Below are 23409 nucleotides of genomic sequence, written 5' to 3' on the forward strand. Positions count from 1 at the left end.
CCCATGCCCTTGAAATCCCCGCACACCCCGACAGCCCCGAAGGGCCGGACCGTACGTACGGCTCCGCCACGGCGGCGGGCCCGGCGCGCAGTGGCCGTGGCCGTGCTGGCGGGCGCCGTGCTGCTCACGGCCGACGCCGTCGCCCGCCAGGTGGGCGAGGAGCGGTTCGCCGGCCGGATCGCCGCCCGTCAGGGCGGCAGCCTGACGTCGCCGGAAGTCACCATCGAGGGCCACCCCTTCCTGCTCGACGCCGCCCGGGGCACCCACCCCGAGGTGCGCGTCAAGGGAGACGCCCGCACCCGCGACGGCATCCCGGTGAAGGCCGCCGTGGACCTCCACGAGGTGTCCGAGCACGCCGGTCGCTACGCGGCGGAGTCGTTGGACGCCGCGTTCACGGCCCCGTTCGCCTCGCTCGGCTCCCGCGGCGACCGCGGCGTCAGGCTCTCCGATGCGGGCGACGGCCGGGTGCGGATCGAGGCCGGCGTCGTGGGCATGCCGCTGGTCATCACGGCCGAACCCCGCCTCGACGCAGGGGCCGTCACCCTGCACGCGGACAGCGCCTCCCTGGCCGGCCGCCCGATCGACCCGGCCGCCCCCGCCATCGGCCGGGCGCTCTCGGAGCGCAGCCGGGAGATCCCGCCCCTCCCGATGGGCCTGGAGCCCACCGCCGTATCGGTGGGCCCCGGCGGGGTGACCGTGCACGCCCGGGCACGACGCACGGACCTCAGCTGACGCGGGCGGCCGGCCTGCGGCCCCAGGCGGTGAGCATTCCGGGGGACAGTGCGGCGCAGTCCGGGGAGTCGAGATAGCGGATCGCCTCGTCGACCGTCGGGTCGTCTACGAGTCCGGTGGCCACGATCGCCTCCCGCGCCCGGTCCCATGTCCCGGCCCAGAAGCGGCTGATGGGGCTCTGCGGGACCAGGGGTGGCACCCCTATCTCGGCGGCGACGGACACGAGCCCCGCATCGCGCAAGTGCTGCGGGTAGTCCGGGACCCACGAGATGTCGGTGCCGATGGTGTCCCGCAGCCCTTGCCACATGGCCTGCATGACCCGGGTGTACGGGGTCGGCGGTGCGGTACGGGTGGTCAGGTCGACGGCGTCACTGAGGACCAGCACCCCGTCCTCGGCCAGCAGGCCGCCGAGTCCGGCGATCAGGCGCCGCCACGACGGCAGGTGCATCAGGACGAAGCGGGCGTGGACGAGCTGGAAACGGCGGCCGGGGTCGAACTCCGGCCCGCTGATGTCCGCCTCGAGGAGGTCGAGCCCCGGCAGCGGGCGGGTGCTGAGGAAACGCACGTCGCGGTCGACCGCGAGTACGTGTCGCACCCCGGCCTCCTCGATCAGCCGCCGGGCGATCGTGCCGGTGCCGGCCCCCACATCGAGGCAGTCCCAGCCCGGCCCGGCCCCCAGGGCCCGCAGGCGGTCCATCGTCATGTCGTCGTACGTGAGCGCCCCGAGGTCGATGCGATCGTCCTCGCCGGCCTGCTCGGGCCGGAACACGGCCTCGCCGTAGCGGCCGTGCCCGTCACCTGTGCTCATGCCTCGCTCACCACCTCTGCGCCGCCGGGGGCACCGGTCACCACCGCGGCGCGTGCCCTGCCATTATCGCCGGGATGCCCCGGCCGCGCCCGGCGTGGCGAAGTCAAGCCCGAGCAGCCGGGGGCTGCGAGCGCCCGTCGGCGCTGATCGATTCGGCTGATGCCCCCACCGCCCTTGGACAGTTGGAATATCCTCCTCCCCGTGGACCCACTGATCGCCGAAGACCCGCCGCGCATAGGCCCGTACCGATTGATCGCCCGGCTGGGCGCCGGCGGCATGGGCCTGGTCTATCTGGGTCGCTCCGAGGGCGGTCGCACCGTCGCCGTGAAGGTCGTCCAGGCCGAGTACGCCGGGCACCCCGAGTTCCGCAAGCGCTTCGCCCGCGAAGTGGCCGCTGCGCGCAGGGTGGGCGGGAGCTGTACGGCGGCCGTGCTCGATGCCGATCCCGAGGCCGCCGTCCCCTGGGTGGCCACGCAGTACATTCCGGGGCCCGACCTGCACGCCGTGGTGGCCAAGCACTTCGGGCCGCTGCCCGAGCACTCGGTGCACACCCTCGCCAACCGCCTCGCCCTCGCGCTCCAGGCCGTGCACGGGGCGGGCCTGATCCATCGCGACCTCAAACCGTCCAACGTCCTCGTCACCGTCGACGGGCCCCGCGTCATCGACTTCGGCATCGCGCGGGCGATGGACAGCCTCGCCGAGGACCACAGCCTGCACACCCGCACCGGCATGCTCATCGGTTCCCCCGGCTTCATGTCGCCGGAACAGGTCCGCGGCCTCGAACTCACCCCGGCCAGCGACGTCTTCTGCCTGGGCGCCGTTCTCGTCTACGCCGCCACCGGCCGGCTGCTCTTCGGCGCCACCGACACCGGGCTCAACGCCCACCTCTTCCGGGTCGCCGAGGAGGAGGCGGACCTGACCGGCGTACCGGAGACGCTGGTCGACCTCGTACGCGCATGCCTGCACAAGGACCCGGCCCGCAGGCCCACCCCCCAGGAGGTGGCCGAGCGTACGGCGACGGACCAGGCCGGGGAGTGGTTGCCGGGCGCGGTCCTGGCGCAACTGGGCCGCCATGCCGCCGAGTTGCTGGACTACGCCCCGGCGGTGCATGCCCCGGCCCCCGCCGAAGCCGCCGCGCCGCAGCCGGCGCCGCTGCCGCCCCCGCCGCCCGAGTACGCCCCGACGGCCCCCGGGCACTTCGATCCCGCGCAGGGATTCGGCCCGCCCCCGGGCCCGCCCCCGAGCGCCTGGACCGTACCCCCGCCCCGGGCCGCCCTCCCCGACCCGGCGTCCCCGCACCCCAGGCGCTGGTGGGGCCTGGTGGCGATCGCCCTGGCGCAGCTGATGGTGCTGTTCCAGGCGGCGAACTTCACCATGGCGATCCCGGCCGTCCAGGCCGACCTGGGCCTCTCCGGCGACGGCCTGGAACCCATGACCAACGCCTATTTCGTCGCCTTCGCCGCGGTGCTGCTGACCGGCGGGCACATCGCGGACCTCGTGGGACGCAAACAGACCGTGATCGTCGGTCTGCTCGGCTGCGCAGCCGCCTCCGCGCTCGGCGGAACGGCCGGCGAGTCGGGCACGCTGGTCTGGGCCCGCGTGCTGCAGGGCATCTTCGGCGCACTGCTGACGGCGGCCGGGCTGTCCCTGGTGGCCACCGGCTTCACCGACCCGAAGGAACGCGGCAGGGCCTTCGGGATCTACGCCGCGGTCACCGGCGGTGGTTGGGCGCTCGGGCTGGCCGCGGGCGGCTGGCTCCTCCAGACCCTGTCCTGGCGCGGGTCCCTGTACGCCGGCATCCCCCTTGCCGTGATCGCCCTGATCGGCGCGCTCACCCTGCTGCCCGACCGCACGGTCCGCACCGGCGGCCACTTCGACCTGCCGGGCGTGCTGCTCGGCTCCGGCGGAGTCGCAGCGCTCGTCTACGGGCTCGGCGAGGGCCAGCCGGGCGACTGGACCACCCCCCTGGTCCTGGCCCTGCTCGCGGGGGGCGTCCTCCTGCTCGTGGCCTTCGTGTGGTGGCAGACCGTGACATCGAGCCCGATGCTGCCGTCGTACGTCTTCAAAGACCCGAACCGGGCCGGCAGCATCCTCAGCATGCTCCTGGCCGGCGCCGGCATCCTCGCCCTGTACCCGGCCGTGGGGTACTACCTCCAGAGCATCTGCGGCTACGACCCGCTCATGGCCGGGCTGGCCTACCTGCCCATGGTCGCCGCCCTCGTCCTCACCGCCACCCAGGTCTCCGCCCGCCTGCTGCGCCGCGCAGCGCCCCGCGTCCTGATCCTGGCGGGCATGCTGCTCACGACCGTCGGGCTGCTCCTGCTGACCGGCCTGAGCGTCGACGGCTCGTACGCGACGGCGGTGCTGCCGGGCACGCTCCTTGCCGGCGCCGGCATCGGCCTGGCCTTCGTACCGATCTTCGCCACCGCGACCGGCGGGGTCGCCGCCGGGCACTCCGGCGGAGCCTCGGGAGCGATCACCGCGGCCCAGGAGGTGGGCGCGACGATCGGCGGCGCACTGCTCAGCAGCGTCCTCACCAGCCACCTGCGCGATGCGGCGGCGTCCGAGTCGGTCGGCACGGAACTGCTGGGCGGCTACACCGCCGGGCTCTGGTGGGCCGCCGGCAGCGTGCTGCTCGCCGGCCTCGTCGCCGCCCTGATGGTCAGGGACCGGGCCCCCCGGGAGGACGCCCGCCTGCCGCTGTGATGGCCCCAGCGCCAGGCGGGCGGCCGTCAGACTCCCAGGGCTCGGCGCAGGCCGAGACGGTCGGTGCCCAGCTTGGTGAAGACCGCCGACAGCAGTTCCGAGACCGCCTGAGCGTCGGTGTTCATCCTCGCCGCGATCGCCGTGTTGTCGAGGCCGAGGGCGGCGTGCCCGGCCGCCGTGTTCTCGGCGACCGTCAAGGTGTCCTGCTCGGACGTGTGCAGACGGCGGGGGCGCAGCCCGGCCGACGCGAGCTGGGAACGGGCGCGGCGTGCCAGGGCATCGGCGCCGCATGCGGCGGCCGTCTCCATGCCCCGGTAGAGCTGCTGCGCCGCCCGGTGCGGGTCACCGAGGGTGTGCAGGGCGGTGCCGTGATCGATGAGCGCATGGGCGAGTTCGCAGGCGGCCGGGGACTGTTCGAGGTGGTCCACCGCCTCCTGCAGCAGGACGGCCGCCTGGGCCGGGTCCGTGGCCGCCGCCGAGACCCGCAGGGCGTGGCCGATCACGCTCGACGTCCCGAACGCACGTGCCCGGGACACCGCTTCGGCCGCCGTGGCGCGCGCCTGCTCGGGCTCGCGGGCGACCTGTGCCAGCGCCAGGTCGAGTTGCCAGGGGCTCCAGGACGGATTGCGGGTGCCGCGCAGATCCAGGCGCTTGCCCGCCGCGGCGAGGTGCTGCGCCGCCTCCTCCACCCTGCCCTGGGCCAGGAGGAGCTTGCCGAACACGGCCTGGGGGTCGGGGTAGACGACCGCCTGCGGGAAGCCGTCCCCCAGCTTGTACGCGTGGGCGACCCGTTGCGCCTCCTCGGTGTTCCCGCGGGCGAGCAGCGTCTCGATGAGGGTTCCGATCGCGTACCACTGCGCCGGGGTCCCGTGTCCGACGCGGTCGGCGATCTGCAGCCCGTTGCGTACGAAGTCCTCGGCTTCGGCGAGGCGCCCGCGCCGGTAGCGGACGTACCCGAGCAGGGTGTACACGAACGACAGGTGCGCGCCGCGCCAGCCCTTCGCCTCGAACTCGACGATGCCGGTGTTGAACAGGTCCTCGGCGCGGCCCGGCTGGTCGCAGTACATGAGGGTGACGGCGACGGAGGCCGGCACCTCGAATCCGAAGTCCTGGTCGGTCCAGCTCATGCCGCCGTCCAGTGCCTGTTCCGCGTACTCGAGTGCCGTGGTGGCTGGTTCGCCGCGCATGGCGGCGTCCCAGGCCCGCAGGCCGAGGATGTGCCGCTCGGCGAGGCCGCGGCCGGTGAGCCGCTTGGCGAACTGGGCGAGGAGCCGGGAGCGGGCGGGCGAGTTCTCCTCGTCGACCCGGACCGAGTTCCACTTGAACTGTTCGGCCTGCATGCGCAGCCGGGTACGGGAGCTCGTGGCGCGCTTGGCCTCCTCCGCGAGGAGGTCGGCGGCATCCGCCAGCTGACCGGTGTGGGCGAGGGCCTGGGCGAGCCGGTACGTGATCGCCTCCCGCAGGCTCTGTTCGGCCTTGGGCTCTTCCAGCGCGGCCCTGAGCTGGTTGATGGTCGTCGCCGGATCGTGCAGGAGGTTGGCGGAACCGAGTTCGAACAGCACCTCGGCCCGGTCCTCGACGTCCGGAGGCTCGCGCAGCGCCCGGGCCAGGTAGCGCCGTGCGGCATCGGGCGCGCCCGCGGAGAAGCTGTCGCGGGCGGCCTGGCGCAGCTGCTGCACCACCCAGGGATCGCCGTCGGGATGCATCTCGAGCAGGTGGCGGGCCGCGGCGGCGGCGCCCTGTCCGTCGTCGACGAGGGCCTGCGCGGCCATGCCGTGCATCGCGACGCGCACACTGGGCGGGATCGAACGGTAGACGGCGGTGGCGATCAGCGGGTGGAAGAACTCCACGACCTCCTTGCGCCGCAGGCTGGTGAGGACGGTCAGGATGCGGGCGCTGCGCAGCTGGTCGATGGCCTCGCCGACCTGGGCCTCACCGAGGGCCGCCACACTGCCGACGATGCTGGTCGGGACGGCGGTGCCCAGCACCGCGGCGGCCCAGGCGAGCCGGACGGTGGACGGTCCGAGCTGTTCGAGGCGGGCGATCAGACCGCTGCCCTTGACGGCGGAGGCCAGATCGCGCAGTTCGGGGATGCTGTCCTGGTGCGGCTTGAGCTCGCGGTCGCGGCCCTTCATGGCCAGCTCGACGACCTCGAAGGGGTTCCCGCCGGTGATCGCCCAGCACTCCCGGCAGAACACGTCGTCGGCGCTCTGGCCGAGGGCGTCGCGCACTATGCGGGCCACCGCGCTCGTGGTGAGGGGAGCCAGCTCGTGCGGACGCGTCCCCTGGCGCCCCATCAGGGCGCGCAGGGCGCCGGCGCCGGCGGGGATCTCGTCCGGCCTGCAGGCCACCATGATCAGCATGGCCAGTTCCTCGGCCCGCGCCGTGAACGCGGTCAGCCACGCCAGGGATTCGGCGTCCGCCCAGTGTGCGTCGTCCAGGACCAGGACCACGGGGGCGCTGCGCACCGTGAGATGGGTGACGACCCAGTCCAAGCCGTCGCGCACGCCTTGCGGGTCGGGCGCGGTGGGGACTTCCGGGGCGGCGGTCAGGCCGAGCGCCGGGGCGACGATGTTGTACCAGGTGCCGAGGACCTCGTGCCGTTCGGTCTCGGTCATGGCGGCGAGCGCCGGCTGGATGAGCTGCCGCATCACGTGGAACGGCACCTGCTTCTCCTGCTCGCCGCCGCGGGCGAACAGTACGGTGCAGTTGCGTTCGGCGGCATGGCGGCGGGCCTCGGCGAGCAGCGTGGTCTTGCCGATTCCGGCCGACCCCGCGAAGGTCAGCACACCCCCGCGGCGGGCGGCGGGACCGGTGTCCGCGATGCCGCAGAGATCGTCCACCGCGCGGTGGATCGCGAGAATCTCGGACTCCCGTTCGAGCAGGGGCTGGGACGCCCACCCTCGCGGTTCCGTGACATGTGACATTCCTGCCCCCTCCTGCGCGTGCGGCCGAGTGTACGACGCAGGGGACGAGGAATTGCTGCTTAAGCACATTATTGCGGGATCACGTCACTCGTACGGGAGCGACGCTGTATCCTCCGCTGACGTCACGAGCGGTGTGACGTCAGCGGATCGGTGAACTCACCGTGAAATGAACAGGATCGTGCGTTCTCCGTCAATGGCGTGAAACAGGGATCATGGGGAGCTCGCTGGGCTGGGGTATTCCTGCCGGGAGTTCACGCACCGTCACACCCGGCGCCGGGACCAGTTTCCACCGTGAGGCCACGGTCGCCACCGCGGTCAGGATCTCCGCCACGGCGAACGCATCACCGATGCACTTGTGCTGGCCCGCCCCGAAGGGGATGAACCGGTGGGGCCGGGGCTGCTCGTCCCCTTCCTCCTGCCAGCGGTCCGGATCGAAGGCCGTGGGATTGCGGAACAGCGCGGGGTCCCGGTGCAACGCGTACGGGCTGTAGGCGAGTTCCGCCCCGGCCGGGATGGAGACACCGCCCAGGGTGAGGGGCTCCAGGGAGCGGCGGGTGAAGAGCAGCGGCGAGTGCAGGCGCAGCGCCTCCTGGAACACGTTGTTCGTGTACGTCAGCCGGGGGAGGTCATCGGGGTGGACGGAGCGCGCGCCCACCACCGCGTCGACCTCGGCGTGGAGGCGCTTCTCCACCTCCGGGTGCCGGCCGAGTTCATGGAAGATCCAGGCCAGGGTGGTGGCCGGGGTCTCCGTCCCTGCGAACATGATCGCGATGACCTCGTCCCGTACCTGCTCGGCGCTCATCGTCGCGCCCGTCTCGGCGTCCACGCTGGACAGCAGCAGGGAGAGGAGGTCGTGCCGGTCCTCCTGCTCCGAGCCGTACTGCGCGATCACGTCGTCGATGACGCGGCGCAGGCGCGCGGCCGCCGTGTCGAACCTCCGGTTGGGCGGGATGGGCAGCCGGTCCAGGGATTTCGGCATGACCACGCGCAGCAGCATGCCTTCCAGGACGATGGGCAGCGAGCGGTGCACCTCCGCGATCGCGGCCCCGCTCAGGCCTCCCGAGAAGGTCATCTCGGCGACCGAGGAGAGGGCGTACCGGCGTGTCTCCGTGAGCATCGAGACCTCGCGGCCCGCCGTCCACGAGGCGCACATCGTCTCCGCCGCCCGGCCCATCACCGCGGCGTAGTCGGCGATGTGGTTGCGGTGGAAGGCCGGTTGCACCATGCGGCGCTGTTTGCGGTGGAAGTCTCCGTCGGTCGTCACGATGCCGTTGCCGAACATCGGACGGAGCCGCTCGAAGATCCTGCCGCGGCCGAACTGCTGGGCCTGCTGGACCAGTACGGCGTGGACGTGGTCCGGGCTCGTGAGTACGTGGACGGGCCAGGTGCCGATGTCGAGGCGGACGATGTCGCCGTGCTCGCGCAGCGATTCGAGGAATGCGATCGGCCGGCGCCACAGGGGGATCGCGTGGCCCAGGAGCGGTAACCGTCCCGGGGCCGCGGGGGCGTGGACCACAGGGCCGGGATGTTCCGCGTGGGTCATGGACCGACTCCCTGTCATGCCACCGAGACCAGGTCCGGGCGGATGTACGCAGACTCCAGCCCGGCTGCGAACCGTTCGTCGCTGTACCGTGTGCACTCGTAACGCTGCCACAGATCCGTGCCGATCATCCAGTCCTCGTAACTCCGCACGCACCGGGTGACCGCTGCACGGACCGCCGCGTCCATCTCCCCCTGGGAGTCCATGACTTGAAACAGACGCCGCTCTGCTGCCACGTAGTCCTCTATGCGGACCTGGATGCGGCTCCAGGTCGCCTGGACGGCGTCCGGGAGCGAGGACCCCTCCCAGGAGGAGATGAGGGAGACGAGGTTGTTGTTGTCCCCGCAGGCATGCTCCTTCGGCAGGGAGAACACGTCGTTGCCCCACGAGATGATGTCGACGGCGCTCTCGACGACCGCCTGGAATGCGGGGAGGTCGTGGATGCGCTGCGGCAGGTCGATTCCCAGCCCGGCCTCGACCATGTCCATCATCGGCAGCAACTGGGAACTGTGCCGGCGCATGAGGACGTAGTCCTGGATCGAAGGACGCCCGCCGGCCCCGCGATTGCCCGCCTCCTGGTCCAACGACCGCAGCATCAGCGGGACATGGGCCCGGTATCGCGCCGCGGTTCCCGGGGACATCCCGGCGAGGATCCGGTCGCACAGGTCGACGAATCCGTTCACCAACGGATTGCGGCGCGATGAAGCCCTGTTGGTCCTGCCCGTGTCCAGGTACTCGGTGATGGCATCGGTGACGGGCCGCCAGGCCGCAAGTTCACCCGTCCGGATGAGATGGTCGTGCTGATCGTCGAGGACGAACGACCAGGCCATCCACTCGGCGAGCAGGACGATGGTCTCGTACGGCACCTCGCCGCTCACCCGCCCCGCAAGGTGTCCGCAGCCGATGCCGGCGAACTGCTCCGCGGCATCGGTGACGAGCTCGTGGCGCAAGGCCCATGACGTGGCCTCGGCGTTGGCCCGCGCGGCCAGTGGATGCTTGGAGTTCCCGAACGGGAGATGAAAATCGGGAACAGGGAATGGGTCGAGCCGGGCCATTGATCCCCCCACGGAAGAGTCGGATTCGCCAATACCCGCTCAATGTACGATCGTGATGGCACGTGCGATTTCAGAGCACCCTGCTGCGGCGGTGCCGTCACGGCTCCACAACCGCGACTGTTCGGAATGAACCGGTCGCCAAGTGACCAGATCCCGCCCACACCCGACTACATCAGGCCACCCGTGAACTAATTAACTCGCAGGGCGCAGCGCACTGTCAATGTAGGAAGTGGGGAGATGCTGAATTCGCCGTGACATTACCGAGGGAATATTCGCGGCAGATGTGCGGGCGGCATAGTCGCCCCGATCGCAGGTGCACGCGAGGGGCGTGGGGGACTTCCCGGACGGGGGCCCGGTCGACGCCCGCGTGGACCCGGAGCTGCTCATGGGCCTCTTCCGGCCACTGATGCGAGCGCGGGAGCGCAGGCCCCGGGAGCGCAGGTGCGCAGCGTGGGGCGGATGCTGCGCACGGGGCGCCCGACCTCCTGCGTGACCGGGGCCTTGCCGCATCGGATGGACGCGTATTCCGCCGGGATCAACGGCCGTTGCGCATCCGAAGACGGCCCGACCGTGCCAACCCAGAGGACCGTGCGGCGGGTTGGAGGATGGCCGAAGACCGCCGTGCCGGTATCACACGCTCCCTACACTGCGAAGGGACGCGGCCGTCCGGGAAAGGGCGGGGAACATGATCGAGCACCATGCGGCGGACCCGGGGGACGGCCGGGAGGACGATGTTCTGGGCCCGTACCTGGAGGTCCTGCGAGCACGCCTGAACGGGGAGCGGTTCGAGGTTCTCATCAGGGCCGTCCAGGCCACCTGTGCACTGCTGGCCGACGGACGGGAGGCGGTCCTGGAGGTGCCGGGCGAGACCGACCTCGCGCCCGATCTGCAGCGCGAGTACCTGTCCCTCATGGCGGTCATGATCACGGGCCACCTCGACCACCGTCTCGTCGAACTGGCCGCCCCCGACGGCGGCAAGGGCTGGGCAGTCGTGGACAACACCCGCCCCCACCAGCAGCACGCGCCGGCGGTGTCCTTACCGCCCTGCGATGCGGCCGAGCAGGCGTGGATCGCCAAGGAGCTCGACGGCATCGCCCGCGCCACCGACGACACGGGGAGCACGCGCGGCGGCTGACACACGTCCGTACACCTGCCGTGCCCGGCATGTCGGTGAGACAAGGGGCCCCCGAAGCCCGACCGTTGACCCGGCCGAAGTCGCGACACGACCGGTCATGGGTCAAGTGTTGCCGGTGGGGCAATCGAATCTGCCGGTGCCGATGAGGCGTGAGCGTGACGAGCGGGACGCCGCAGTACGGCCCCAGCCGGTCAGCCGGTCAGCCGGTCAGCCGGTCAGCCGGTCAGCCGCCCAGCCGGTCGTGCAGGAAGGCGGTGACGTCCGCCCGGGCCTTCAAGGCCGGGTGGTCCGCCGGGGTTTCGCGGACCTCCAGGGTCAGGACCGCATGGGCCAGGCGGCCGAATCCGTCGCCGTTGCCCGGGGCGGAGCTGAGCCGGATGACCTTGAAGGCGTCCCCGAGCCGGGAGCGCAGGGTGTCGAAGCGCTCCTCCGGGGCCATCCAGTCCTCACTGAAACGAAGCCCCATGACGCAGAGGCCGTTGTTGCGCGTGCGGTCGACGACGCGCTGGAGCTCGTCCTCGGAGACACCGGCGTCCGCGCGCCGCGCGGCGGTCAGGGCGATCGGGGCCGAGGGCTGGCTCATGACGGGGGCCAGGACGGAGTCGTCCACGGCGGCCGCCAGGGCGAAACCGCCCGTGAAGCAGAGGCCGATGACACCGACCCCCGCGGCAGGGGTACGGGCCGCGAGGTCGCGGGCGAGGGCCCGGAGGTAGTCGGCGACGGGCCGGTGGGCGTTCGTGGCGAAGGCCCGGAACTCCGCGGAGACGCAGATGCGGGCGAACACGGCCGCGGTCCGGGCGACTGAGAGGGGCTTGCCCGGCGTGCCGAACAACGACGGCATGACGACGGTGAACCCCTCGCCCACCAGGTGCTCGGCGAGGCCGAGCACCTCCGGCGTGATGCCGGGCAGCTCCGGCAGGAGCACCACGCCGGGGCCTTCGCCCTTCTCGAAGCAGTCGTACGTGAGCCCCTCGGCGGAGAAGGGGGCCCGGCGCCATCCGGCGAGGGTGGCGGTCGGTGCGGTGCCTGTCATCGCTCCTGCTTTCGGTCGGCGTCGAGGGGCGGTCGGGTCCTGGCGTCGGCAGCCGAACTGTACGCCGCGCCCGTGCCGAGCATCCCGCCGGGCGACTTGGGCGGGATGCCGATGAGCCCCTCCGTGCCGGCGGGCACCGGGCGTGTCCTCGCATTCATCGCGCCGCCCCCTCGGCTGACGTGCGGCGGAGGTCGCGGGCGGGGTGTGTCAACCGGGAGGGGGCGGAGTCATCCTCCCGGGCGCGGCCAATCCCGTCGGGTGAACCGGGGGCCTGCCGGATCCGCCAACGCCCCGTGGGCAAGGGCCCGCAAGGGGGGCCGGGTCGGGGTCCACCAGGCGGCTGACACGCGGAAACGAGGGTCCGGCCGCGCAGAAAGGATCACGTTCGGTGCCACCATTCCCCCGCACACAGCGGGCAAGGCCGCGAAGCCCTTGCACAGGGATGAGAGGTAGGAAAGTGGCGCCTCAGGTGGTCGACGAAACGGCTCAGCGTCTCCCCACGCCGAAGGGTCAGGATGCCGTCCCCCGGAGTGCGGCCCCGTCCGTACCCGCTCAAGCCGCCCCGGAACCGGCCCCGGCCCGGGAGCGGATCGACTCCGAGCTCCTCATCGCCGCGTCCGTCCTGCTCGCGGACGCGGCCCTGACGGCCAAGCAGTCCGGCGCGGAGCTCACCGGAGCCCTGTTCAGCTGGCGGTTCGGGCTGGAGGCCCTGCGGCGCCCCGGCTGGGCGCTCGGTACGGCCGCCTCCTGCGCCCAGGCGCTGACGGCCTCCACCGGGCTCGGGTTCGGGGCCAACGGCGGCCTGATCGGCGAACTCGCCCGCATGGCCGGGAGCATGACGTACCGCCGCCCCGCCAAGGTGGCCATGGCCGTGGACGCCTTCGCCCTGCGGATCAAGGCGGCCGCGGTCGATCACCCGGGCCTCGGCTCCCCGGCCGCACGCCGCCTCACCGACGCCATGGTGGCCGGGAACCGGCTCGAGGCACTGCGGGCGATGTACGCGCTGATCGAGCTGCTGGGCGTGACCCGCGCCCTGACCACCGTGAGCCCCGTGATCATGGAGCTGATGGCCCTGCTCGGCCTGCTCGACGAGAACCCGGTCAACGACGACTTCTCGTGGGTGACGCTCGCGGGCGGCGTGCCGACCACCGACCCGTTCCTCGGACTGCCGAGTTCGGTCCTCAAGTTCCTCAACCCCGGCCCCGGCCGCGCCGAGCGCACCGACCCGGACCCGATCCTCGCGAAGGTGCTCGCCACCTCCCGCAACGACATCGTCAGCTACGTGGGCGACATCGGGGCCCTCGGCAACCACGGCCTGGTGCTGCTGCGCCGCGTCGCGTGCGCCGACGGCGCCGTACGGTACGTGCTCCTGCTGCCCGGCACGAGCTTCGGGCTGCTCAGCAACAGCACCCCGCAGGACCTCGTCGGCGCGTTCGACGGGCTGCTGCGCACCGACACGACCTACACCCGCGCCGCGAAGAAGCTGCTGCGGCGGGCCGGGCTGCCCACCGGCGCGGAGCTCATGATCGTCGGGCACAGCCTGGGCGGGATGACCGCCATGAACCTCGCGAGCGACGTGGAGGTCTCCTCCACCTACCGGATCACGCACGTGGTCGCGATCGGCTCCCCGATCGACGGCAAGCGGCCCGCCGACCACACCACCCAGGTGATCAGCCTCGTCAACAAGCACGACGTGATCCCGGGCCTGGACGGGCGCGGACCGGCCTCGCCCAACGACATCCCCGAGAGCTGGGTCGAACTGGCCTGGCTGGACGAGTCGTACGACTACCCGCTGTCGCACGCCCCGCAGGCGTACTCCGACGCGCTGCGCGGGGAGTTCGCGCACCACCGGCAGCAGGTCAACAAGCTGATCGGCGCATACGACGGCGAAGTCGTCGGCAACCAGCCCTACATGCTGCGCGACAAGTGACCACAAGGGAGACCGACCGATGACCACTGCCGACACCCCGGCCACCCCGGCGCGACGTCCCGCGACGGCCTGGCCCCTGGAGAACGCCGTGTTCAGCGCGGCGATGGTCGCCCAGCGCCTGCCCTGGGTGGACGCCCCGGCCCGCGCCCTCGGGCTGGACATGCTGACCCGGGACGGGGTGACGCGCGGGCTGCTGGCCTTCCTGCGGCGCACCCGCTCCGGCCGCCCGGTGCAGCTGCGCACCCCCTTCGGGCCGTTCCTCCTGCCGCTGGCCGCCGCCGACGCCGCGGGTCTGCTCGCGGCGGCGGACGAGGCGGGGGCCCTCGCGCCCGCGGTCGGCCTCACGGCCGGCGGGCAGCGGTACGGGCTGTCGCCGCACGTGCCGCTGCCCCGCGATGCGGCGGTCCCGGCCGGCGAGCTGGACGCCCTGCTCGCCGAGCACGTGGACCGGGCGATCGCGGCCCGGCGCGGGGACGGCACGCTGGAGTGGCACGACTGGCAGCGCGGCATGCAGCGGCTGGCCCGGCGCGTGGTGGCAGGTGCCGCAGCCGTCGAGGACACGCTGCTCAGCGAGGTGCTCGCGGCGGCGACGTCAGCTGCCGACAGCAGGTCGTACGAGGGCCGGGCCGAGGCGCTGCGGCGCCGCCTGGCGCCGTACCTCGCCGACCCGGACCCCGCCTCGCTGGCGGGCCGGATGAGGGCGCAGGGTGCGGGCCGCAAGGGCACCGATCCGGAGGCCGACGCACCGGCCGTCGCGCACGCGCTCGCGCTGCTGTCCGAGGCCGCCGCGGCGACCGTGCTCCAGGCGCTGGCCCTGCTCGCCGTGGGCGCTGCGGCATCCCCGGAGGCGGCCGTGGGCGAGGCGCTCCGCCGCTGGCCGCCGGTGGCCGCCGCCGTGTATCCCGTACGCGCGGACTTCGTGTGGCAGGACCTGGCGGTCGAGGCGGGGACCGAGATCCTGCGGGTCCCCGGCTGGCTGCGCGGCCTGGACGACGAGGGCCGACCGGACCCGGGGCCCTCGGGGACGTCGGCGACGGCGCTGACTTCGGGGATGCCGCCGCTGTGCGGGGCACCGACCGGGTGCGCGGCGACGCGGTTCGCCGCGCTCGTCGCCGAGCAGATCGTACGGACCGTCACGGAGGCGGCCCGCCCGGTGGTGATCGCCCCGCAGTTCACCGCGGACCGGCTGCCGGACACGCTCGATCCGCGGACGCTGGTCGTGGCGACCGAGGACCTCGCCGCCCGGCCGGGCGACGGGCGCGTGACGGTCGGCATGCCGACGGCGGTGCCGGTCTCGGCGTTCGGCTACGCCCCCGCGGCGTACGGCGCCCTGGCGCACGCCAGCGCCGACCGGCTGGAGCGGCACGCGGAGAGCCTCGCGGCCTGTGCCGGGAACACCGGCTGGAGCACCGACGAGGAGGGCGAGCGGTTCCGCATGGTCCTGCTGGGCCACGCCGAGCGGTGCGCGACGGCGGCCGACGGGGTACGGCGGGCAGCCAAGCGGCTGACGGACTGAGGCGAACGGATTAATGCCCACTTCGGCAGACAATCCCGCACCCGCACCCGCACCCGCACCCGTGCCCGTGCCCGTGCCCGGGCAGGCACGCGGCCGCGGCGCGGTCCTGGCCGGGCTCGGCGCGTACGTCCCGCCGCGCGTCCTCACCAACGCCGAGCTGTGCGGGCAGCGGCCCGTCGGCGACGCGTGGATCCGCACCCGCATCGGTGTGGGGAGCCGGCGCATCGCCGACGGGGAGGCCACCGTCGACCTGGCGGTACGGGCGGGCCGGCACGCCCTGACGGCCGCCGGGGCATCCTCGGTCGACGCGGTCGTCCTGGTCACCGCCTCCCCGGACCGGCTCCTGCCGGCCGGAGCCCCGGAGGTCGCGGCGCGGCTGGGGCTGGGCACGGTACCTGCGTTCGACCTGACGTCGGGCTGCAGCGGATTCCTGTACGGCCTGGGCGTGGCCTCCTCGATGGTCACCGCCGGGACGTTCGACAGCGTGCTGCTGGTCGCCTCGGACGTGTTCAGCGCATTCCTCGATCCGCAGGACTGGCTGATGTCGGCCATCTTCGGCGACGGCGCGGGAGCGGTGGTGCTGCGCGCCGGCGAGGCCGGCACGCCCGGCGCGCTCGGACCGTTCGACCTGGGCAGCGACGGCGCACAGGCGGATCTGCTGGAGATTCCCGGCGGCGGTGCGCGCGCGAGGAAGCGGAAACCGGCGGCGCCTGACGAGGAGTCCTCCCCGTACTTCCGGATGGACGGGCCGGTCGTACTCAAACAGGCCGTCGTCGGCATGTGCGACTCCGTGACGAGGGCGGCGGACCGGGCCGGGTGGCTGCCGGGGGACCTGGACCTGGTGGTCGCCCACCAGGCGAACCAGCGCATCCTGGACGGCCTCACCGCCGAGCTGGGCCTGGCGCCCGGGCAGGTGCTGTCGCACATCGAGACGTACGGGAACACGGCGGCTGCCTCGGTGCCCGTGCTCATGGCCCAGGCGGCCGCCGCCGGAACGCTGGCGCCTGGCCTGCGGGTGGCGCTCACCGCGTACGGGGCCGGGCTGGCCTGGGGGTCGACCACCCTGGTCTGGCCCGAGGTGCGGGCCGTGACGGAGGGCGGATGAGCCGGCCCCCAGGGCGCGGCGGTCACCAGAACGGCGTGTCCCGCCTGCGCCGTTCCCGATCCACCAGGGCCTGCACGGCTGCCTGGGACTCGGCGCACAGCAGGCGGGCCGCAGCCGAGCGTGCTGCGTAGGACTCGGGCCGTCGCGGCGCGGGGATCGGCTCGCCGATCGTCACGAGCCACTTCGAGGGCAGCGGGAAAGCCGTGGTGATCGGGAAGTACGGGAGGCCGAAGAGGCGGGCCAGGGCCGGGATCTCGCCGATCCTCGGGCACGCCTCCTCGGCGCCGATGACGGACACCGGCACGACGGGGGCGCCGGCCCGGACGGCGGACACCGCGAATCCGGGGCTGAAGGGACGGAGCTGGTAGCGCTTGCGAAAGGGCTTTTCCAGACCGGTCATTCCTTCGGGAAACACCCCGACGAGTTCCCCGGCGGTCAGGTGTTCCCATCCCAGTGTCGGATCGAGCGGAATGGCACCTTTCTTTCGGGCGTACGGACCGATGACAGGGAGCCGGAATACGAGGTGAGCCGCAGGTACGTGCAGCGGCCGGCTGAGACCGCGGTTGAGGACCTTCTGGAGAACGAAACCGTCGAGCCCCCAGGCGCCCGAGTGGTTGGCGACGATCACGGCCGGCCCTTCGACCGGAATGTTCTCCAGCCCTGCGACTTCCAGCCGGAACCAGTCGTCGACGAGCCAGTCGAGGAGACGGTCCCAGGTGCTCTCCCCGGCCTCGCCGAGCAGCCGCTTCACGTACCTGAGTTCGGCGCCGGCCACCTCGATCACTTCGGTCACATCAGCCATGCTTTCCGCCATGAATGATCACTGCTCTCACGTTTGGAATCATCAACAAGCGCAGCAGGGAAGCGTTTTGAGTAAATACCCTGCCGTGGTACTTATTTGAGCACGAGAAGGCCCTTCCCCCGTCACCCTGCTGCAATGGCACCGATACCGCAAATGAGAGCTTCCGTGACTACTCCCGTGACAACTTCCGTGCCGGAATCCGCCCTCGACGTGATCAGTGAACTGCTCGTCGAGAGGCTCGAAATCCCCTCCGACGAGGTACGGGCGAGTGCGCCCATGCGCGACCTGCTGACCGATTCGCTCATGATTGTCGAGATGGCCATCGCCGTGCACGACATGCTGGGCATCACGGTCGAGGAGGAGGAGCTCCGCGACGCCACGCTCGAGGAATTCGCCGCATCCGTCGACGCACGGCGCACGGACCGCTGATCCGGCGCCGCGCGGCTGCTGCCGGGTGGGGGCGGCCCCGCCGCCGTGCCCGCACGCCCCTGACCACGCCGGGAAGCGGTCCCGGTCCGCCAGGGCGACCATGGGGGGTGTGGAGGCCGGATGAACGAGCAGACGCCGATCGAGGACCTGATCAGCGGCGCCGCCCAGGATGCCGGCGGGTGGCTCGGCTCGCTGACCGTGGCGCAGCTTGCCACCAGCGCGGACGGCACCATCGTCCGCTGGAACCGCGCGGCGCAGGAACTGCTCGGATACACCCCGCCGCAGATCGTCGGCCGGCACATCGCCGAGCTCCTCCACCCCGGAGCCGACCGCAGCCTCGGCCGCGCCCTGTGGGAGACCGCCGTCACCGGGCGCGGGGTGATGGGTACGGTGACCGCCTGGCACCAGGACGGGCACCCGCTGGAGGTGGAGATCTGGGCCGGCCCGGTGCCCGGCCGGCGCCACGGTGCCTCCGCGGTCCTGGTCTTCGCCGCCGACGCCCACGCGGCCCGGCGGATCCGGGGATCGTCGGCGGTCTGGGACGGGCTGTTCGCCCGCTCGCCCGTCGGCATCGCCATCCTCGACACGCAACTGCGATTCCTCCAGGTCAACCCGGCCCTGGAGGCGATGAACGGCCTCTCGGAATCCTCGCACGTGGGGCGCCGCCTCGCACAGGTCCTGCCCGAGGTGAACGCGGAGGACATGGAGGACGCGATGCGGCTGGTCCTGGCCACCGGGGAGCCGGTGCTGGACCGCCGTCGCACCGGCCGCACGCCGGCCGACCCGGTGCACGACCGGGTGTGGTCGTGCTCGTACGTCCGGGTGGAGGATCCCGGCGGCCGCCCGATCGGCGTGATCGCCTCCCTGCTCGACATCACCGAGCAGCAGCACGACCACACCGAGGCCGAGGCCGCCCGCCGCAGGCTGGCCCTGCTCAGCGAGGCCAGCGTCCGCATCGGCGCCAGCCTGGAGCTGGAGCGCACCGCGCAGGAGCTGGCGGACCTCGCCGTACCGCAGCTCGCCGACGCCGCCACCGTGGACGTACTGGACACCCTCGCCCGCGGTGACGAGCCCGGCATGGGACTGGCCGGGGGCGTGGCGCTGCGGCGCCTGGGCAAGGCCCCGCTGACCGGCTCCGCCGTGATCGGCATCCTCGCCCCCCTGGGCAGGACGCTCGTCTTCCCGGCGGCCGCCCCCTACACCCAGGCCCTCGCCGCCCGCCGGCCCTTCCTGATCGCCCACGTCGACGAGCAGGTCATCGCCTCCGCCGCCCGCCACACGAGCCGGCCCGCACAACTCCTGCCCGTCGGAGTGCACTCGTTCATGATGGCGCCGCTGATCGCCCGGGACCTCGTACTCGGCGTCGCCACCTTCTACCGCACCAGCCCCGTCGGCCCCTTCGGGCCCGACGACGTCACCCTCGCCGGCGAGCTCGCCGCCCGCGCCGCCATCAGCATCGACAACGCGCGCCTCTACCACCGCGAACACGAGACCGCCGTCATCCTGCAGCGCAGCATGCTGCCCCAGCACATCACCCCGCCGCCCGGCATCGAGGTCGCCCACCGCTACCTGCCGGCCAGCGACGTCAACGAGATCGGCGGTGACTGGTACGACGTCCTGCACCTCCCCGGGGGCAAGGCCGCCCTCCTCATCGGCGACGTCATGGGCCACGGCATCGCGGCCGCGGCGGTCATGGGACGGCTCTCCGCCAGTGTGCGCGCCCTCGCCCGGCTCGACCTCGCCCCCGAGGCCCTGATGCACCAGCTGGAAGCGACCCTGGACGACCTCGCCGAGCCGATGATCGCCACCTTCCTGTACGCCGTGGTCGATCCGGAGACCGGCCGCTGCCGGATCACCCGCGCCGGGCATCCGCCGCCCGTGGCCGTGGAGCCCGACGGTACGGTCCACCTCCTCGACCTGCCGCCCGGCACCCCGCTGGGGGTCGGCGGTACCACCTTCACCACCACCGACCTCACCCTCGCGCCGGGCAGCCTCCTCGTCCTGTACACCGACGGCCTCGTCGAAGCCCGCGGCAGCGACATCGACGAACGCCTGACCGAACTCACCCGCCTGCTCACCGAACCCCAGCGCTCGCTGGACCACCTGTGCGACTCGCTGATCACCCACCTGGTCCCGGCGTCCGCGGACGACGACATCGCCCTGCTCGTCACCCGCGTCGGCACCGACCCCCACACGCCCCCGCCCGGGCCCCCGGCCGGAGCCTGAGCCGCCCGGCACCCACCCGGCCCGGGCAGGATGGGCGGATGGATTTCACCGAACTGGAGCGGCGGGCCCGCGCGCTCACGGCGTCCGGCACCCGCCGGATCCTCGGCATCGCCGGGCCGCCCGGAGCCGGCAAGTCGACCCTGGCGGCCCGCCTCGCGGAGGCGCTGGGCCCCGAACTGGCCGTGGTCGTACCGATGGACGGGTTCCACCTCGCCCAGGCCGAACTGGAGCGGCTGGGCCGCGCCGAACGCAAGGGAGCGCCGGACACCTTCGACGCCGCCGGGTACGCGGCGCTGCTGAGCCGACTGCGCACACCCGCGGCCGGCGCCGTCTACGCTCCGGCTTTCGACCGCTCGCTGGAGGAGCCGGTGGCGGGGAGCATCCCGGTGGACCCCGCGGTACACCTGGTGATCACCGAGGGCAACTACCTGCTGTACGAGGCGGGGGAGTGGGCGGCGGTACGGGCGCTCCTCGACGAGGTCTGGTACCTCGCACCCGACGACACCGTGCGCGTCCGGCGGCTGGTCGACCGTCACGTCCGCCACGGGAAGGCCCCGGCCCACGCCGAGGAGTGGGTCACGCGCTCGGACGAGGCGAACGCCCGGCTGATCGCCGCGGGCCGGGCAAGGGCGGACCTGGTGGTGGAGTAGGGGCGTACGCGGCGGCAAGGGGGGCGCGCAGCGGAGCAGATGCGCCATTTCCCGAAAGATTTCCGTCGGCAGCCGTGCACATTCGGGCGTCTTTTCCGATGGGGTGGTGTTGGGGGAGCAGCCGGTCCGGCCGGCTGCTGGATGTGGGGGGCAGGCATGCCCGTTCCGTTCATTTCACCGGAAGGCTTCCCGCCGACGTGAATCCTGTCCAGACCGTCACCTCCGTGCTGATACTCGTCGCTTTCGATGCCGTCAGGAGACACCCACGCCACCCGGGTGCGAGGACCCGGGCCGCGACCGCTCGTACCGGCGACGCCCGGCATCACTGGAGGAGCGTATGAGTGAGGGCGAGTTCGACCCGTCCGGGGACCGGGCGGTCTCCAGCGAGCTGGCCGGCGTCCTGCCGGTGGAGTTCAGCGCGTTCCACTCCCAGCACCACCGCGCCTACCTGCGCTACGCACACCTGCAGCTGGGCTCCCGCGAGGACGCCGAGGACGTCGTCGACGACGTGTTCACCTTCCTGCTGAAGGTGTGGCGCCAGGCGCTCAAGGAGGCGAGCCTGCACGGTTTCGCCTGGGCGGTGCTGCGGGAACACGTCGCGCGCCGGCTGGCGGTCCTGGGCCGGTCCGCGGCGATGGTGGAAACGGCCTGGTTCGCCGCCCTGCGCCGCGCCTCCCGGCAGCGCATGGAACTGCTGGAGTCCAAGCTCGGCCTGTACGCGGCGATCGCGTGCCTGCCCGAGCGGCACTACGACGTGGTGCTGCTGGCCTTCCTGCTGGGGTACGACAGCGGAACCGTCGGCAGGATGATGGGGATCTCCCCCGCGACGGTCCGTTCGCACATTCGAGGCGCAAGCCGAATCCTGTCCCAGAAACTCGGGGCGGACTGGGCTCCTGGAGAGGAGAAGGGCCAGTGAGCGACATGACGGCCGACCGCGACGCCGTGCCGGGGGAGGAGCTGGCGGCGGCACTGGGGCAGGCGCAGGTGCTGATGGAGGAGTACGCCGGCTACGACGAGGACGCCGCCCGGCGGCGCATCGCCCGCAGGATCGCGGCGGACCGGGCCCGCTCGGCGACCGGCGCCGCCGGCCGGGGCGGCTTCCCCGCACCGGCCTCCCTCGCCGGACCCGCGCCCCTGCCCGCGCCGGCGCCCACCCCGGCGGACGACCTCGTACTGGACGCCGCCTGCCACGCACGGGCCGCGAGACTCCTGGACGACCTGGCCTGGTCCCTCGCGGAGAGCCGGTCCTTCGCCGAACTCGCCCTGGCCGCCGGAACCTGGCCCCACGGTGCGGAACCGGCGCTGCTGTTCGGCTGCCTCCTGCACCTGGCCGACCGCATGGAGGGCGCACAGTTCTGGTTCCAGTACGCGGCAGGAGCCGGCTCGCGGACCGCGGCCCGCCTGCTCCACCTCCACCACCTCGCACGCGCCGAGGTGGCGACCGCCCGGCACTGGAAGGCGCTGGTCGAGGTGCTGCCGCCGGACGAGGGGGTGCCGCACCTGCCGGAGATCCCGGAGAACCTGGAGGAGGCCCTCGGCGCCTCGGTCATCTGGACCTCGCCGCCGATCACCACCCAGGACCTCACCGCCCTCACGGCGGTACGGGGCCACGGCGGGCGGCCCCCGTACCGGATCCCCGCCCGGCTGCGCCGGGCCGTGACCGCCAGCAGCTGGACCGACGACCACGACCTGGGCGAGGTGTTCCTGCTGGGCCCGCAGGTGGCGGTGGCGGTGGCCCAGCACGCACGGCTGAACCTCCTGCACCTGACGGACGAGGCGAACGCCTGGGCCCTCGAGGCCCTCAGGCAGCCGCAGCCTGCCCCGGCCGGCCGGGGCCGCGCCGAAGCGCGGCCGGCTCCGGTCGCGATGGAGACCGTCCACCGGGCGCTGCGCGTCCTGGAAGTCGTCAACTGCTACTCGGGGGGCGTGAGCCTTGCCCAGATCGCCCGTGAGACGCGGTTGCCGCAGCTGGTGTTGGCCCGGGTGATGGAGCAGCTGGTACGGGCGAACCTGGCCGCCCCGACCGGCCCCGGCGCGTACATCGCGGGCCGCGCGCTCTTACTGACCGAGACGGCGTCCGGTGACGGGCGCGGGCACCTGCAGGAGACCCTCGCCTGGGTCCGGGACGCGGTGGGTGCCGCCGTCTACGTGGCCCGCTACACCGACGGCGAGGTGTGCATCACCCAGTACGCCGACGGTCCGGCGACACCGCTCGTGGAGGAGTGGGTCGACTTCCGGGCCGCCGCCCATGCCTCGGCCGTCGGCAAGGCCCTGCTGGCCCAGCTCGCTCCCGACGGCCGCAAGGACCACCTGTCCCGGCACCGGGCGGAGCGGTTCACCGCCCACACCCTCACCCGTCAGGAGGACCTCTTCCGGCAGCTCGACACCCGCCGGCCGGGCGCACCCCTGCTGGACCTGCAGGAGTACGCCCTGGGCACGGTCTGCGCGGCCGTCCCCATCACCTCGGGCCCCAACGCGGAATGCCTGGCCCTGTCCATTCCGGCCCCGGACCCGCACCGCCTCGTGCAGGCCGCCCGGATCCTGCAGAGCGAGGCCGCGGCCGTCCTGCTCGCGCTCATCGTGGCCGGCACCGGCCCGGGCGCACCCCGGACGGCGCCGCAGCAGGAAGAAGGAGCGGGCGAGCCGGACGGCATCCTGATCACGGCCACGTAGCCGCCCGCCGGGATCCGGGGCGGGAACGGCCGGGGGGGGGGGGGGGGGGGGGGCGGGGCCCCTCTCGCACTCGAGCCAGCGTGTCCATCTTCCGCCCCGCTCTAGTTGCCCTCCCCTCTTCGGTTACAGAGGCCTTGACGTT

General features: G+C 72.9%; 18 protein-coding genes. 11 read left to right on the forward strand and 7 right to left on the reverse strand.

Annotated features, from left to right (window positions below; translation table 11 throughout):
• Positions 1 to 3: 3 nt before the first annotated feature.
• A complete protein-coding gene (locus tag ACZ49B_RS13090; protein ID WP_468304343.1) occupies positions 4 to 732 on the forward strand; it encodes an LmeA family phospholipid-binding protein in 729 nt (242 codons plus the stop codon).
• Here the strand turns inward: ACZ49B_RS13090 and ACZ49B_RS13095 are convergent.
• Positions 725 to 1540, reverse strand: coding sequence for a class I SAM-dependent methyltransferase (locus ACZ49B_RS13095; RefSeq protein ID WP_468304346.1), 816 nt, complete (start codon positions 1538 to 1540; stop codon positions 725 to 727). The two genes, ACZ49B_RS13090 and ACZ49B_RS13095, sit on opposite strands and share 8 nt — an antisense overlap.
• A 201-nt stretch (positions 1541 to 1741) precedes the next feature.
• Here ACZ49B_RS13095 and ACZ49B_RS13100 point away from each other — a divergent pair, with 201 nt between their 5' ends.
• Positions 1742 to 4246, forward strand: a complete 2505-nt coding sequence (locus tag ACZ49B_RS13100; protein ID WP_468304348.1) for an MDR family MFS transporter — start codon at positions 1742 to 1744, stop codon at positions 4244 to 4246.
• Positions 4247 to 4272: 26 nt separating this feature from the next.
• Here ACZ49B_RS13100 and ACZ49B_RS13105 read toward each other — a convergent pair whose 3' ends face one another.
• The 3 genes from ACZ49B_RS13105 to ACZ49B_RS13115 all read right to left on the reverse strand — a co-directional run bounded on the left by ACZ49B_RS13105 (position 4273) and on the right by ACZ49B_RS13115 (position 9663).
• Positions 4273 to 7173 (reverse strand): ATP-binding protein, encoded by a 2901-nt coding sequence (locus tag ACZ49B_RS13105; protein WP_468304351.1) that lies wholly within the window; start codon positions 7171 to 7173, stop codon positions 4273 to 4275.
• Positions 7174 to 7363: 190 nt separating this feature from the next.
• On the reverse strand, positions 7364 to 8716 hold the full coding sequence (locus ACZ49B_RS13110) for a cytochrome P450 (protein WP_468304354.1): 1353 nt from the start codon (positions 8714 to 8716) through the stop codon (positions 7364 to 7366).
• A 14-nt stretch (positions 8717 to 8730) separates the two neighbouring features.
• Positions 8731 to 9663: a terpene synthase family protein gene (locus tag ACZ49B_RS13115; protein ID WP_468304357.1), complete on the reverse strand. Its 933-nt coding sequence runs from the start codon at positions 9661 to 9663 to the stop codon at positions 8731 to 8733.
• Between the two features lie 790 nt (positions 9664 to 10453).
• On the opposite strand from ACZ49B_RS13115, the gene ACZ49B_RS13120 reads away from it, so the two are divergent.
• On the forward strand, positions 10454 to 10903 hold the full coding sequence (locus ACZ49B_RS13120) for a hypothetical protein (protein WP_468304360.1): 450 nt from the start codon (positions 10454 to 10456) through the stop codon (positions 10901 to 10903).
• A 223-nt stretch (positions 10904 to 11126) separates the two neighbouring features.
• Here the strand turns inward: ACZ49B_RS13120 and ACZ49B_RS13125 are convergent, their stop codons facing one another.
• Complete coding sequence (locus ACZ49B_RS13125) at positions 11127 to 11936, reverse strand: dienelactone hydrolase family protein (protein WP_468304363.1); 810 nt, start codon at positions 11934 to 11936, stop codon at positions 11127 to 11129.
• Positions 11933 to 12073 carry a hypothetical protein gene (locus ACZ49B_RS13130; RefSeq protein WP_468304366.1) on the reverse strand — a complete coding sequence of 47 codons (141 nt, stop codon included), beginning with the start codon at positions 12071 to 12073 and terminating at the stop codon, positions 11933 to 11935. Before ACZ49B_RS13130 ends, ACZ49B_RS13125 begins: the two co-directional genes overlap by 4 nt.
• A gap of 320 nt (positions 12074 to 12393) precedes the next feature.
• On the opposite strand from ACZ49B_RS13130, the gene ACZ49B_RS13135 reads away from it, so the two are divergent.
• The 3 genes from ACZ49B_RS13135 to ACZ49B_RS13145 are packed head-to-tail and all read left to right on the forward strand — an operon-like array spanning position 12394 to position 16487.
• Positions 12394 to 13866 carry a lipase family protein gene (locus tag ACZ49B_RS13135; RefSeq protein ID WP_468304368.1) on the forward strand — a complete coding sequence of 491 codons (1473 nt, stop codon included), beginning with the start codon at positions 12394 to 12396 and terminating at the stop codon, positions 13864 to 13866.
• Positions 13867 to 13885: 19 nt separating this feature from the next.
• Positions 13886 to 15382 (forward strand): cytochrome P450 family protein, encoded by a 1497-nt coding sequence (locus ACZ49B_RS13140; protein ID WP_468304371.1) that lies wholly within the window; start codon positions 13886 to 13888, stop codon positions 15380 to 15382.
• Positions 15383 to 15395: 13 nt separating this feature from the next.
• On the forward strand, positions 15396 to 16487 hold the full coding sequence (locus ACZ49B_RS13145) for a beta-ketoacyl-ACP synthase 3 (RefSeq protein ID WP_468304374.1): 1092 nt from the start codon (positions 15396 to 15398) through the stop codon (positions 16485 to 16487).
• A gap of 22 nt (positions 16488 to 16509) precedes the next feature.
• Here the strand turns inward: ACZ49B_RS13145 and ACZ49B_RS13150 are convergent, their stop codons facing one another.
• A complete protein-coding gene (locus tag ACZ49B_RS13150; RefSeq protein WP_468304377.1) occupies positions 16510 to 17289 on the reverse strand; it encodes a lysophospholipid acyltransferase family protein in 780 nt (259 codons plus the stop codon).
• A gap of 165 nt (positions 17290 to 17454) precedes the next feature.
• Here ACZ49B_RS13150 and ACZ49B_RS13155 point away from each other — a divergent pair, with 165 nt between their 5' ends.
• The 5 genes from ACZ49B_RS13155 (at position 17455) to ACZ49B_RS13175 (ending at position 23267) form a co-directional block, all read left to right on the forward strand.
• Complete coding sequence (locus ACZ49B_RS13155) at positions 17455 to 17718, forward strand: acyl carrier protein (RefSeq protein WP_468304380.1); 264 nt, start codon at positions 17455 to 17457, stop codon at positions 17716 to 17718.
• Between the two features lie 120 nt (positions 17719 to 17838).
• The gene (locus ACZ49B_RS13160) at positions 17839 to 19944 is read left to right on the forward strand and encodes a SpoIIE family protein phosphatase (RefSeq protein WP_468304383.1); all 2106 of its coding nucleotides are present in this window, start codon (positions 17839 to 17841) and stop codon (positions 19942 to 19944) included.
• Between the two features lie 38 nt (positions 19945 to 19982).
• Positions 19983 to 20594, forward strand: a complete 612-nt coding sequence (locus ACZ49B_RS13165; RefSeq protein WP_468304386.1) for a nucleoside/nucleotide kinase family protein — start codon at positions 19983 to 19985, stop codon at positions 20592 to 20594.
• Positions 20595 to 20931: 337 nt separating this feature from the next.
• Positions 20932 to 21510 carry an RNA polymerase sigma factor gene (locus tag ACZ49B_RS13170; RefSeq protein ID WP_468304389.1) on the forward strand — a complete coding sequence of 193 codons (579 nt, stop codon included), beginning with the start codon at positions 20932 to 20934 and terminating at the stop codon, positions 21508 to 21510.
• Between the two features lie 950 nt (positions 21511 to 22460).
• Entirely contained in the window at positions 22461 to 23267 is an 807-nt protein-coding gene (locus ACZ49B_RS13175) for an IclR family transcriptional regulator (protein ID WP_468304866.1), read from the forward strand.
• Positions 23268 to 23409: the final 142 nt, after the last annotated feature.

The sequence above is a fragment of the Streptomyces sp. NPDC031132 genome, assembly GCF_055570595.1.